The 13308-nt window shown below is 62.9% G+C and carries 13 protein-coding genes; 3 read left to right on the top strand and 10 right to left on the bottom strand.

Features of this window, described 5'->3' with window-relative positions; all coding sequences use genetic code 11:
• Positions 1 to 10: 10 nt before the first annotated feature.
• The 5 genes from EEB13_RS20125 to EEB13_RS20145 all read right to left on the bottom strand — a co-directional run bounded on the left by EEB13_RS20125 (position 11) and on the right by EEB13_RS20145 (position 3611).
• Complete coding sequence (locus EEB13_RS20125) at positions 11 to 430, bottom strand: YbjN domain-containing protein (protein ID WP_106939767.1); 420 nt, start codon at positions 428 to 430, stop codon at positions 11 to 13.
• Entirely contained in the window at positions 427 to 1245 is an 819-nt protein-coding gene (locus tag EEB13_RS20130; RefSeq protein WP_092808653.1) for an isoprenyl transferase, read from the bottom strand. The genes EEB13_RS20125 and EEB13_RS20130 overlap by 4 nt, the downstream gene beginning before the upstream one ends.
• On the bottom strand, positions 1202 to 2017 hold the full coding sequence (gene recO / locus EEB13_RS20135; protein ID WP_033233019.1) for a DNA repair protein RecO: 816 nt from the start codon (positions 2015 to 2017) through the stop codon (positions 1202 to 1204). Before recO ends, EEB13_RS20130 begins: the two co-directional genes overlap by 44 nt.
• 41 nt (positions 2018 to 2058) lie before the next feature.
• Positions 2059 to 3048 (bottom strand): AurF N-oxygenase family protein, encoded by a 990-nt coding sequence (locus EEB13_RS20140; RefSeq protein ID WP_141486119.1) that lies wholly within the window; start codon positions 3046 to 3048, stop codon positions 2059 to 2061.
• Between the two features lie 164 nt (positions 3049 to 3212).
• A complete protein-coding gene (locus tag EEB13_RS20145; RefSeq protein WP_033233015.1) occupies positions 3213 to 3611 on the bottom strand; it encodes a nuclear transport factor 2 family protein in 399 nt (132 codons plus the stop codon).
• Positions 3612 to 3761: 150 nt separating this feature from the next.
• On the opposite strand from EEB13_RS20145, the gene EEB13_RS20150 reads away from it, so the two are divergent.
• A complete protein-coding gene (locus EEB13_RS20150) occupies positions 3762 to 4040 on the top strand; it encodes a DUF1876 domain-containing protein (RefSeq protein ID WP_092808655.1) in 279 nt (92 codons plus the stop codon).
• A 17-nt stretch (positions 4041 to 4057) separates the two neighbouring features.
• Here EEB13_RS20150 and dinB read toward each other — a convergent pair whose 3' ends face one another.
• Positions 4058 to 5278 (bottom strand): DNA polymerase IV, encoded by a 1221-nt coding sequence (gene dinB, locus EEB13_RS20155; RefSeq protein WP_141486209.1) that lies wholly within the window; start codon positions 5276 to 5278, stop codon positions 4058 to 4060.
• Positions 5279 to 5389: 111 nt separating this feature from the next.
• Here dinB and EEB13_RS20160 point away from each other — a divergent pair, with 111 nt between their 5' ends.
• Complete coding sequence (locus EEB13_RS20160) at positions 5390 to 6415, top strand: zinc-dependent alcohol dehydrogenase family protein (RefSeq protein ID WP_141486210.1); 1026 nt, start codon at positions 5390 to 5392, stop codon at positions 6413 to 6415.
• Positions 6412 to 7302, top strand: a complete 891-nt coding sequence (locus EEB13_RS20165; protein ID WP_045067003.1) for a universal stress protein — start codon at positions 6412 to 6414, stop codon at positions 7300 to 7302. The genes EEB13_RS20160 and EEB13_RS20165 overlap by 4 nt, the downstream gene beginning before the upstream one ends.
• Before the next feature lie 35 nt (positions 7303 to 7337).
• Here EEB13_RS20165 and EEB13_RS20170 read toward each other — a convergent pair whose 3' ends face one another.
• Genes EEB13_RS20170 through kdpB form a run of 4 tightly spaced genes read right to left on the bottom strand, consistent with a single transcriptional unit; the run spans position 7338 to position 13202 of the window.
• Positions 7338 to 8018, bottom strand: coding sequence for a response regulator (locus EEB13_RS20170; RefSeq protein ID WP_033233006.1), 681 nt, complete (start codon positions 8016 to 8018; stop codon positions 7338 to 7340).
• Positions 8015 to 10540 (bottom strand): sensor histidine kinase, encoded by a 2526-nt coding sequence (locus tag EEB13_RS20175; RefSeq protein ID WP_045067002.1) that lies wholly within the window; start codon positions 10538 to 10540, stop codon positions 8015 to 8017. The genes EEB13_RS20170 and EEB13_RS20175 overlap by 4 nt, the downstream gene beginning before the upstream one ends.
• A gap of 7 nt (positions 10541 to 10547) precedes the next feature.
• Positions 10548 to 11198 (bottom strand): potassium-transporting ATPase subunit C, encoded by a 651-nt coding sequence (locus EEB13_RS20180; RefSeq protein ID WP_141486120.1) that lies wholly within the window; start codon positions 11196 to 11198, stop codon positions 10548 to 10550.
• Positions 11199 to 11204: 6 nt separating this feature from the next.
• Positions 11205 to 13202, bottom strand: coding sequence for a potassium-transporting ATPase subunit KdpB (gene kdpB, locus EEB13_RS20185; protein ID WP_233363546.1), 1998 nt, complete (start codon positions 13200 to 13202; stop codon positions 11205 to 11207).
• Positions 13203 to 13308: the final 106 nt, after the last annotated feature.

Raw genomic sequence — 13308 nt, forward strand, 5'->3', positions numbered from 1 at the left:
GCGTTCAGATTTAGGGAAGTAGGCCCTGTCGAGCCGTATCGGCTCCCGTGAGCGCCAGGAGCAGCATCGTGGTGAGCGCTTCGTCTTCCAGTCCCGCTGCCGGGAACGTGTACCGCAGAATGACATCTGCGAGACTGCCGTGCCCGAACACCGCGATGGATCCGAACTGGATGGTGCGGTTGCGCTCGGCTACCTTGCGGTGCAGCGCGGCGCTGACCGGACGGTCCCACGCCAGCACACACGTCATCGACAGTACGTCGAGGCCTTCGGAGAGGTTCATCGCCTGAACCGAGCACAATGCGCCGGCATACTGGAAACCCAGTGAACCGTCGTCGGCCACGTCGACGGTCACAAAATGTGCCAGCGCTTCGGCGGCACGCTCTTGCAGTCGCGCGGCGTTGTCGGTCTCGGTCATATTTTCACCTGTCATTTCACTCCACCAAATCGGCGGTCACGTGAGGCATATTCGACACACGCGGCCCACAGGTCGCGACGATCGAAATCGGGAAACAGCTTCTCCTGGTACACCATTTCGGCGTACGCGGACTGCCAGATCAAGAAGTTGGACGTACGCTGCTCCCCTGACGGGCGCAGGAACAGGTCGACGTCCGGCATGTCGGGTTCGTCGAGGTACTTGGCAACGGTGGCCTCGGTGATCTTGTCTGGATTGATCTCGCCGGCAGCCACCCGCTTGGCGATTTCCTTGACCGCGTCGGCAATTTCGGCGCGCCCACCGTAGTTGACGCACATCGTCAGGTTCATCACCGTGTTGTTCTTGGTGAGCTCTTCGGCGATCTCGAGTTCCTTGATGACACTCGCCCACAATCGTGGCTTCCGGCCCGCCCAGCGAACACGCACGCCCATCTCGTTCATCTCGTCGCGTCGACGACGAATCACGTCACGGTTGAAGCCCATGAGGAAACGCACCTCGTCGGGGCTGCGCTTCCAGTTCTCCGTGGAGAAGGCGTACGCGGAAAGCCACTCGACGCCCATCTCGATGCACCCGCACACCGTGTCCATCAGTACGGCTTCGCCGCGCTCGTGACCAGCTGTGCGCGGCAAACCGCGCTCCTGAGCCCAGCGTCCGTTGCCGTCCATCACCAGCGCAACATGGCGCGGGATCAATTCGGTTTGCAGGATCGGCGGTTTTGCTCCGGACGGGTGTGGGTCCGGTGGCCGGATCACCCGATCTGCAGCAGAATCAAGCGGGGTGCGCGGTTCGCGTCGTCGAATCACGCGTTCCATCCTGCCCCACCGCCGCAGCGCCCTCGACCGCCGCATGCGGCCTTGACCGTTCGATGAGCGGTAGCGTGCGCAATTGCCGCTCCAGATGCCACTGCAAATGCGCTGCGACCAGGCCACTTGCCTGAGTGCGTAGTGAGGTCGGCGCCACGTCGGTACCTTCCCACTCCCCCCGCAGCAACGCTTCCATCAGATCAAGGACACCGGGCGACGGAGTCGCAGATCCGGGTGGGCGACAGTACGTACAGACCGCCCCGCCGGCCGCGACGTGGAAAGCGCGGTGCGGGCCGGGAGACGAACACTTGGCACATTCCCCGAGTGCGGGCGCCCAACCCGCGTAACCCATGGCCCGGAGAAGAAAAGCGTCGAGAACAAATTCGACGGGACGGCCCTGCTCGGCGATAGCCCGCAGGGCGCCGACAGTGAGCCGCTGAAGTTGCGGCGCCGGTGCACGTTCTTCGCCGGCCAGTCGTTCCGCGGTTTCGAGTACCGCGCAGGCCGTGGTGTACCGGCTGTAATCGTCGACGATGTCGGTGGCAAAGGCGTCCACCGTCTGGACCTGCGTGATGATGTCCAGATTTTTACCCGGCAGGAGTTGGACGTCGACATGCGCAAACGGTTCGAGTCGCGCACCGAACTTGGAGGTAGTTCTGCGGACACCCTTGGCCACGGCACGCACCAACCCGAATTGACGGGTGAGCAACGTGACGATGTGGTCGGCTTCGCCCAGCTTATGCAGGCGCAGCACCACCGCCGTGTCTCGATACAACCTCACCGAACAAGTGTCCCACGCGGCACCGACGGTTTATACGACCGCTAGCGACGGGACCTTGTCCAGCGTCGCGGTTCACCGCGATACCGGGCCCTGTCGCCGGCGATTCCGAACTTCTTCCAAGCCCGCCGCGAGACGGGATTCATCAGCCCCAACTCGTCTGCCAATGCGCGCATTTCACCGAAGTAGTTACCCAGGATTCGGCGCGAGGTAGGACTGTCCCAAAATGCTTCCCGGATCACCGAGTCGGGGATGTCGAACTTTTCCGCAAACTCCTTCGGCGGTGCCATGATTTCGCCCGACAGCCAACGCATCGCGCCGGGGAAGGCGACAGACGTCATCGCACGGCCGAATGGACTCAGTCTCGGAACATGCGTGCGCAGGAAATCATGCGCGAAGGAAATGTGCCTGGCCTCTTCCGCGATGTGAATCTCCATGGTGCGCAACATCACCGGGACGGTGTCCTTGCCTTCGCGGATGAGATCCTTCTGGAAGTGATCGATCGGTTCCTCACCGGCCAGGATGCCGATGAAGAAGATGACCGGGAACCTAGCGCCCAGCAAGCCGACATACGGAGACATTCGGCGAAACAGCGGGCGCATCCCCGGAACGTCGACGCCAACCCGATTGACGAATTCCTGGAACATCTGAATGTGATTGCACTCTTCGGTCATCTCGTGCAGGCAGTACCGAAACTCCGGGGATTGGTTCGGCAGCGCCATGATGTAGTCCATCATTCCGCGAATCAGGATGCTCTCGAACGCCGAACCCACCTTGGTGACATTGGCCTGGCGCCATTTCCCCATCGCGATGCGACGCCCGAGGGACTGCTCCTGATACCAACTCGTGGCACCGAGCGGATCGGATATCGACGACAGCACCCACCGGGGGTCGTCGGGATCGATCGCGTATTCCGGTGCGTCCCAATCGATGTCGAGATAGGGGTCGAACCTCCTGTGCACCGAGCCGTCGGACAGCGTCGCCAGCAACTCGCGGTACGACTGGTCCATGGTGATCGATGTCGACCTGGCCATCGGTGTCTCCTCACAGTGCCTGTAACTCGATGTGGCTCAACTTAGTGCTACGACGAGTCTCACACAACCCCTTTGGCGTCGACGCGGTAAGCGAACATGGTTTCTGTGCAGTGAACACGCACTCCAGCAGGCCGAAACAGCTGCTCACTACACACAAACCGTGCTCACTTCAGCTCATTCATCGCCTCTTCCCGAATACGCGGAAACTGCTCACCCATGGCGGCAGCAAGAGCATTGGCACCCGACAGCGGCCGGACCATCACCGTGAACTCGTCGATCAGCCCGTCGTCGTCGAAATGCAGAAAGTCGCAACCGTTTACGAGCTTGCCGTCCACTGTTGCCTCGAAGACCAAGGCATGATCGCGACCGTCTGCCGACTCGATCTCGCGCACATACCGGAAATCCTCGAACACCCGCATCACACCGCGCAGGATCGACGCCGTGATCGCCTTGCCGGGATACGGCATGAAGGCAACAGGACTGGTGAAGACCACGTTGTCGGCGAGCAGCGCCTCCATGGCGTCGGTATCGCGCGCTTCGACAGCACTTCGGAAGGACTTCATGGTGACTCCTCGTCATGGGGTTGTTCGGCGGCCAAGTAATCATGCGCGCTGCGACGCCCACCCACGCAGCAATCGAAGACCGTCCTTCAGCCCTATCGCACGCGTCACTCGACCGAGGACAATGGAACGTACGCCGAAGGGGGTCACATCATGAACGAAAAGCACTGGTCGGTGGATATCACCATCGACGAACACACATCCGACACGGCAAACCGAACTCGCGCGATTGCCCGACTGCGGGCGCAGGAAGACACGCACTTCGCAGGAGCTGGTTTCGCGCGCTGCAATCCCGCCGACCGAGACGTACCCGAGATCGGTGACGAACTTGCGGTCGCACGCGCTTTGGCCGACCTTTCTCGTCAATTGATCGAGGCCACAACTTCTGATCTCGCAAGCGCTACGCACGAAACAATTCGGCTGACGTCCTGACGCTGCTGAGCGAGCGGCTAGTCCGGGAGCAGCGGCACCGAAACGTCGGGATCGCGGCCGATGAGCACTGCCCGCGTGAGCGCCCCCGAGCCGAACTTCTTCCGCACACTGTCCATCGCGGAGTCGAGGGCAGCGGTATCCGGCCCGCCGTCGAAGGACAGTTCCAATTGCTCCGCGCCGCTTCGGTCCAGATTGGATACGGCAACACCGATCAGCGTGATGCCTTTGTCGGCGATCAGTGGCGCCGCTTCACTCAGCAGCGCCATCGCCGCATTCAACAGATCTGTGGTTTCCGCCGTCGAACGGCGCAGCGTGTGGGAACGGGTTGCCCGCGTGAAATCGCCGAAACGGAGCCGGAGTGTGACGGTGCGGCCGGTTTGTTGCGCGGAGCGCATGCGCCGCGACACCCGATCGACCAGCGACATCAACGACACCTCGAGTTCGGATCGTGAGTGCACACCTCGACCTAATGCGTGCTGAGCGCCCATCGAGCTTCGGCCGCCGTACGCACGCACCGGCCGCGGATCCCGGTTGTGCGAGAGCGCGTAAAGGTGTCGGCCGGCGCCGCGACCCAGAATCGACACGATGGACGACTCGTCATGCCGCGCGATGTCCCCCACCGTCGCGATGTCGAAATTCCGCAGCTTCTGCGCCGTGATCTTGCCGACGCCCCACAGCCTTTCCACGGGCAGCGGATGCAGGAATTCACGCTCACCGTCCGGTGGCACCAGCAGCAATCCGTCGGGTTTGGCATAGGCACTGGCGACCTTGGCCAGGAACTTCGTGCGGGCAATGCCGACGGTGATGGGGAGGCCAACCTGCTCGGCCACGTCTCGTCTGAGGTTGGCGCCGATCTGCAGTGGCGTGCCGACAATGCGTGCCAGTCCACCGACTTCCAGGAAGGCTTCGTCGATCGAGATCCCCTCTACCAGCGGCGATGTGTCATGAAAGACCTCGAATACGTCCTTGCTCGCCTGTGAGTACGCGTCCATGCGCGGCGGAACGACAATTGCCTGCGGACACAACGTACGCGCCTGACCACCACTCATTGCGGTCCGGACCCCGAACGCTTTGGCCTCGTAGCTGGCCGCCAGCACCACACCCCCGCCCACGATGACGGGTCGCCCGATCAAACCAGGATCGTCTCGCTGTTCGACGGAGGCGTAGAACGAGTCGAGATCGGCATGCAGGATCGTGGCGCCACCGGACCGGTGATCGCCGCGAGCATCTGACGACATCGACACGAACAGATGTTCGCACAGGCCACCGACACACTTCGCCCTCTTCCACGGGGAAGCGCTGAGGCGCACGATTAAGTGGTGAACGACATCCCCGGAACTTCGACGCCAATGGCCTCGTGGCAGGTACACCAGCCTGGGCCGGTCCGAACGCACCCATTGGTCGAGGTTCAGCAATCGCGGCCGGTGCCTACCTCGGGCGAATTACTGGTCCGGGTTCTCGCCTGCGGAGTGTGTCGAACCGACCTGCATATTGCCGAAGGCGAACTGCCCGTACATCGCGCAAACGTGGTTCCCGGCCACGAAATTGTCGGTGTGGTCGAAGAGGTCGGTACGGCGGTCGAGGACTTCTCCCCTGGCGATCGCGTCGGAATTCCGTGGCTGCATTCCACGTGCGGCGAGTGCGAGTACTGCTTGCGCGGGCGGGAGAACCTGTGCCCGAACTCCACGTACACGGGCTGGGACATCGACGGCGGCTACGCCGAATATGCCGTGGCGACAGCCGAATTCGCGTTGCGCTTGCCGGATGGGTACAGCGATGCCGAAACCGCACTGCTGCTGTGCGCCGGCATCATCGGATTTCGGGCACTTCAGCGCGCCGAGGTCCCCGATGGTGGGCGACTGGGAATTTACGGATTTGGCGGGAGCGCACACATTGCCGCGCAAGTCGCGATTGCGCGGGGCGCAGAAGTCCACGTCATGACGCGCAGCGAATCGGCGCGCGAACTGGCCTCGCAGCTCGGCGCGGCCTCGGTGCAGGGTAGCCGCGACCGTCCACCCACTCCGCTGGATTCAGCCATCCTCTTTGCTCCCGCCGGAGATCTGGTTCCGACTGCACTCACCGCGTTGAACCGTGGCGGAATCCTGTCGATCGCCGGGATACACCTCTCCGACATACCGAGCCTGAACTATCGGCACCACTTGTTCTACGAGCGCGAAATTCGTTCGGTCACCGCAAACACACGGCGCGATGCTCGGGAGTTCCTCGCGTTTGCCGGCGAGCACCACCTCGAAATCACCGCCAACACGTATCCGCTAGCCGATGCGAATCGGGCCTTGGTCGACCTGGCCGAGGACCGAATTACCGGCGCTGCCGTCTTACTGCCTCAACTTGTCGACTCAGGAGGACGAGCATGAATGCACCAATTGTCGTGGGAGTGGACGGTTCGACGCGCTCGTTGGACGCGGTTCGCTGGGCGTCGCACGAGGCAGTTCTCCGCCGGCGGCCTCTTCATATTGTTGCCGCGATCCGCGGCGAACCGAGCACGTACGGAAACGCTTTCACTCTCGCTGCGCCGCAGTTTGCCGCGAAGCGCCGGGAAGGAAAACTCAGACTGTCCCGTGGCCGAGCGGCGGCGCTGCCTGCAACAGGTGACGGCCCGGTTGTCACCGAGCACCTCGGTTTCGGTCACCCGGTCGACATTCTGCTCGAACAATCAGCGGACTCCGCAATGCTGGTCGTAGGCTCGCGTGGCCTCGGCCGTTGGGCTGACGGGATTCTCGGTTCTGTCAGTACAGCGATTGTCCTGCATGCCCGGTGTCCGGTGGCTGTGATCCGAGAACTACCTTCGGAGGACGAACCGGCGCGAGGCCGTCCCGTTGTTGTCGGCGTCGACGGCAGCGAACACAGCGAACCTGCACTGGCCCAAGCCTTCGAAACGGCGTCGCTGCACGGCGTCGAACTTGTTGCCGTCCACGCTTGGAGCGATTCTCACCTGTCCACAGCATTCCGCACCGATCCCGACGGCGAGTCTCTCGACTGGGATGCCGTCGCTATTGCCGAGCACGCAGTTCTCGCCGAACGGCTTGCCGGATGGAAGGACCAGTATCCCGACGTCGTCGTTCGTCGAGTTGTGGTGCACGACAACCCTGCTCAAGAACTGATCACCGAGTCGAAGTCTGCGCAATTGGTTGTTGTCGGCCGACGGGGACGCGGCGGTTTCAAGTCCATGTTGCTGGGGTCGACAAGTCGAAATCTCTTACACCGGGCGTTGTGTCCACTCCTGATCGTCACGCACCCCTGAGCCGACACCACCCGAATTCTCACACCACCGAGCTCTCACACCACGAAGCGGTAACCCATCCCCGCTTCCGTGATCAGGTGCTTGGGGTGAGCCGGGTCGTCTTCGAGTTTGCGACGCAGTTGAGCCAGATATACCCGCAGGTAGTGGGTCTCGGTGTCGTAGGCCGGTCCCCACACCTCACGGAGAAGTTCCTTCTGCCCGACCAATTTTCCGCGGTTGCGCACCAGCATCTCGAGCATTCCCCACTCGGTGGGCGTCAGATGTACCTGCTCGCCGCGCCGACTGACCGTCTTCGCCGACAAATCGACGGTGAACGAGGCCGTCTCCACCGACGGTTCCGACGTGTCGGTTGCCGATACTCCTCGTCGCGCTGCCGCGCGCACTCTCGCCAGGAATTCGTCCATCCCGAACGGCTTGGTGACGTAATCGTCCGCACCGGCGTCCAACGCTTCGACCTTGTCTGCCGAGTCGGTGCGTGCCGACAACACGATGACCGGTGCGGTACACCAGCCACGCAGTCCGGCAAGCACTTCGGTGCCGTCCATGTCCGGCAGACCGAGGTCGAGAATCACCACGTCCGGCGGCCGTTCCGCTGCGGCCCGCAGCGCCCCTGCTCCGGTGGACGCCGTCACCACGTCGTATCCACGCACAGTGAGGTTGATGCGTAGTGCCCGCAAGATCTGCGGTTCGTCGTCGACAACCAGTATCCGGCTCATGACTCGCTTCCATTCGTTCCTGCACCGGCCAGTTCGACCATCATCGTCAACCCACCGCCCGGAGTGTCGGTGGCACTGACCGTTCCGCCCATCGCGTCGACAAATCCGCGAACCACGGACAGTCCGAGCCCGACGCCGCCCGTGTTGTCGCGATCCCCCATTCGCTGAAACGGCTGGAACATCGATTCGGCTTCGCCGCGCGGTACACCGGGGCCGGTATCTGCGACGGTGATGACGGTACGGTCTCCGACGCGTGCTGCTCCCACCCGCACCGGAGTTCTGCCGCCGTACCGCAAAGCGTTGTCGACGAGGTTGGCGATCACTCTCTCGAGCAAACCCTGATCGGCTTGCACGGCGACAGTACCCACGTCGACGATCACACTGTGGGACCGGGAGTCCGACCTGCCGCCGATGCCCAATCCGAGCAGCGCCCGGTGAACAACTTCGTCGAGATATACCGCCCGCAACGTCGGCTTGACCACTCCCGCAGCCAGTCTGGACGAATCAAGCAGGTTGCCGACCAGAGCGGTCAACTGATCCGCAGACTCCTCGATGGTGGCCAGTAGTTCTGCCGTGTCTTCGGGTGAGAACTCGATGTCGTCGCTGCGCAAGCTCGACACAGCAGCCTTGACGCCGGCAAGAGGTGTCCGAAGGTCATGGCTCACAGCCGAAAGCAACGCTCGGCGCAGTTGATCGGCCTCGGTCAGTGCTGCCGCTTTGCTCGCTTCGACCGTGAGTTTGTCCTGACGGATCATGCCGACCGCCTGGTGCGCGACAACGGTCAGCACCCGTCGATCACGCGCACTCAGCTCCGGCCCCGATAGCAGTAGCGCGTATTCGCCTTCATTGACCTCGCACACGGTATCCGCGTCAGCCTCACGTGCCGGCGGTTCGGCGCCCACCGCAGCGACTACGCCGTCCTCATGATGCACCACCGAAACCCCACGTTGACGGTAGATTTCGCGAGCTTTCTCGAGCAGCGTGGACAGGTCAGCGCCGCGGAGAACCGACCCCGCAAACAGTGTCAGAAGTTCCGCTTCCTCCGAAGCGCGCTTCGCTTCCCGCGCTTTTTTGGCGGCCGCATCCACCAGAACAGCCACTGCCACAGCCACTATCAGCAGAACGACCGTCGTGATGAAGTTGTCGGGTTCGGCAATCGTGAAGCTGTATTTGGGGTCGGTGAAGAAGTAATTGAGCAGTAGTCCCGATATCAGAGCAGACACCATGGCCGGCCCAACACCACCGAGTAGCGCGACCAGAACCACCACCACGAAGAACAACGCGTTTTCGCCCTGCACACCGGAGATCCGGTCGATCAGACCCATGAGTCCGGCTGCGGCCGTCGGAACCACCACTGCCGCAATCCACGACAGCAAGCGGCGCTCGGATCGGCCGAACAACGAGATCCGACGGCGGACGGTCGCTTCCTCGTGGGTGACCATATGCACGTCGATGCCGCCGGACTGCTGAACGACCGCCGCGCCGATCCCCTCGTCGAGAATTCGGGCCAACCGCGACCGCCGCGACGTCCCCAAGACCAACTGCGTGGCGTTCTCCTCACGCGCGAACTCGAGGAGCGTCGACGGTACGTCGTCGCCGACCACGGTGTGCAGAGTTGCGCCCACCCCGGTTGCCAGTGCGCGCACCTTTCCCATCTCCGGTGCCGAGACACCGGTGAGGCCGTCGCCGCGAACGACGTGCACCACCATGAGTTCGGCACTCGACTTGGAGGCGATCCGGGAAGCGCGTCGTACCAGGGTTTCCGACTCCGGTCCCCCGGTCACCGCAACGACAACGCGCTCGCGCGCTTCCCAGGTGTCGGTGATCTTGTTCTCGGCCCGGTACTTCGCCAGCGCCGCGTCCACCTGATCGGCTACCCACAGAAGCGCCAACTCGCGTAGCGCGGTGAGGTTTCCGCGCCGGAAGTAGTTTCCGAGGGCCGCGTCGACTCGTTCGGGGGCATAGACGTTTCCGTGGGACAGTCTGCGTCGCAATGCTTCCGGAGTGATGTCGACCAACTCGACCTGCGCCGCACCGCGCACAATTTCATCCGGAACCGTTTCCTGCTGTGTGACCCCCGTGATGTGCGCGACTACGTCGTTGAGGCTTTCGAGGTGTTGCACGTTGACGGTCGAGAGGACGTCGATTCCGGCGTCCAACAACTCCTGCACGTCCTGCCACCGCTTGTGGTTCTTACTTCCCGGTGTATTGGTGTGCGCCAATTCGTCCACCAACACCAAGGCGGGGCGACGAGCGAGCACCGCCTCGACATCAAGTTCCGGCATCCGTGTGCCCCGATATTCGACCAGCTTGGGCGCGATGATCTCGAGGTCGCCGATCTGCTCGGCGGTGCGGGCGCGGCCGTGTGATTCCACAACGGCCGCGACCACATCAGTTCCACGGGCCCGGCGGCGATGAGCCTCACCGAGCATCGCAAAGGTCTTTCCGACGCCTGGCGCTGCGCCGAGGTAGATGCGCAGTTCACCTCGTTTGCGCGTACCGACCTTCTCAGAAGAACTCACGTGACAATCATCCACCAGCAGTCGACGTGGCACACGTAGGCGCCGTCAATCCGAGAGCAAGATTCAGTTCGAGGACGTTGACGCGCTCCTCACCGAGGAAGCCCAACTGCCGCCCGTCGGTGTGCTCGCTCACCAATTCCCGTACCGCGTCTTCGGATATCCCGTTGGTCGAGGCAACCCGGGGCACCTGCAGCAGCGCGTAAGCCGGGCTGATGTGCGGATCGATGCCCGAGCCCGAACCGGTGACGGCGTCAACGGGGACGGACGACGGGTCTACACCCTCGCGATCCGCGATGGCGGCCCGACGCTCGGCGATGAAGTCGGCAAGAATCCCACTGCTAGGCCCCTGGTTCAAGGGCAACGCAGCGGCGGGATCACCCGTTGCAAAGGGGTCCTCGTCCGCAACCGAACCCACAACCCGGTTGTGGAAGAACGGGTCGCGCGCTCCCTCCGGCACCTGCGGATCGACGCCTACCCAAGCACTTCCGACTACGCACCCGGCCGCATCGGTCACTGGTGATCCTTCAGCGGAACCGGAACTGATCCGGCCGACTCCCCAGACCGCGGCGGGATAGATCACGCCGAGAATCACGGTGAGCGACAGCAGCACCAGAAGGCCCGCCCACACCTGTTTGGCAAAACCGATAGTGAAACGCATGACAGGTCACCCAATCCCGGGAATCAAACGAACAACAAGATCGATCAGCCAGATACCGACGAACGGCGTGATCACACCGCCGAGTCCGTACACCAGCAGATTTCGGCCGAGCAGCGCCGACGCCGTCGACGGCCGGTATCGAACGCCCTTCAGGGACAGTGGAATCAGCGCGATGATGACGAGCGCATTGAAGATCACGGCCGAGACGATTGCCGACTCGGGAGTGGCCAGTCGCATGATGTTCAGCGCATCCAACTGCGGGTAGATACCACTGAACAGCGCCGGCAGAATCGCAAAGTACTTCGCGAGGTCGTTTGCCAGCGAGAACGTGGTCAACGCGCCGCGAGTGATGAGCAACTGCTTGCCGATCTCGACGATCTCGATCAACTTGGTGGGATCGGAATCAAGATCCACCATGTTCCCGGCCTCTTTGGCCGCCGAGGTACCGGTGTTCATCGCGACGCCGACGTCCGATTGCGCCAGTGCGGGAGCGTCATTGGTACCGTCGCCGGTCATCGCCACGAGGCGACCACCCTCCTGTTCCTTTCGGATCAGGGCAAGCTTGTCTTCCGGCGTTGCTTCCGCCATGAAGTCGTCCACACCAGCTTCGTCCGCAATGGCCTTGGCGGTCAACGGATTGTCTCCGGTGATCATGATCGTGCGGATTCCCATGGCGCGCAGTTCCGCAAACCGCTCTGCCATACCGGGCTTGACGACGTCCGAGAGTGCGATGACGCCCAGAACCGACGCTTTCTCACCCTCTGCCACAGCCACAACAAGTGGTGTACCGCCCGCCTGGGCTATCTCGCCCACGGAATCGGTGACGGCAACATCGACTGTTCCGCCGTTTCGCGCAATCCAGCCCAGGACGGCATCGGCCGCCCCTTTGCGGATCTCGCGACCAGGCAGGTCCAGTCCACTCATACGCGTCTGCGCTGTGAACGGAACGAACTCTGCCCGGTTCTCGTCCGCTGTCGGTTCGGTTCCCAGGCCGAACTGTGCGGCGCACAGTTCGACAATGCTGCGTCCCTCGGGAGTTCCGTCCGCAAGGCTCGACAACCGCGCTGCGGCAGCAAGTTCGAGCGCCGAGACACCCGGAGCGGGATGCAGCGCCGTGGCCCGGCGATTACCGAACGTGATGGTTCCGGTCTTGTCCATCAACAGTGTGTCGATATCCCCGGCAGCTTCGACGGCGCGTCCCGACATCGCAAGCACGTTGCGTTGCACCAGACGGTCCATCCCGGCGATGCCAATCGCGGACAGCAGTGCGCCGATCGTAGTCGGGATCAGGCACACCAGAAGGGCGATCAATTTGATCGGATCCTGCTCGTGGCCGGCGTACAACCCCATCGGACCGATTGCAACGACCGCGAGCAGGAAGATCACCGTGAGCGACGCAAGCAGGATGTTGAGCGCAATCTCGTTCGGTGTCTTCTGACGCGAAGCGCCCTCGACCAACGCAATCATCCGGTCCACAAACGACTGGCCGGGTGCCGCCGTGATCTCCACGACGATGCGGTCGGAGAGTACCGTCGTACCACCGGTGACGGCGCACCGGTCACCACCCGATTCGCGGACCACCGGTGCGGATTCGCCGGTGATGGCGGACTCGTCGACTGAAGCGATACCTTCGACGACATCGCCGTCGCCCGGTATGACCTCACCCGCCACCACGATCACCCGATCGCCGACAACGAGGTCGGTACCGGACACCATCTCGGTGGCACCACTCTGCGTGATGCGATGGGCAGTGGTGTCCTGCTTCACCTTTCGCAGACTGGCGGCCTGCGCCTTACCGCGCCCCTCGGCCACGGATTCGGCGAGGTTGGCAAAGATCACCGTGAACCAGAGCCACAGTGTGATCACCCAAGAGAAGACGGACGGTTCGGCAATCGCCATGACCGTCGTGATGACGGAGCCGACAAACACTACGAACATCACCGGATTGCGGGCGAGATGCCGCGGGTCGAGCTTGCGTACGGCGCCCGGTAGTGCAGTGATCATCTGCCGCGGGTTGAACGCGCCGGCCTTGACGTGGTGGGAATGGACGGCGCCGTCGACGCTGTCCACCGCCACAGGTTTTTCTTCGGTATTGAGGGTCGCTTCGGTA

It is taken from the genome of Rhodococcus sp. WS3, assembly GCF_003797085.1.
GTDB classification, from domain to species: domain Bacteria; phylum Actinomycetota; class Actinomycetes; order Mycobacteriales; family Mycobacteriaceae; genus Rhodococcus_F; species Rhodococcus_F globerula.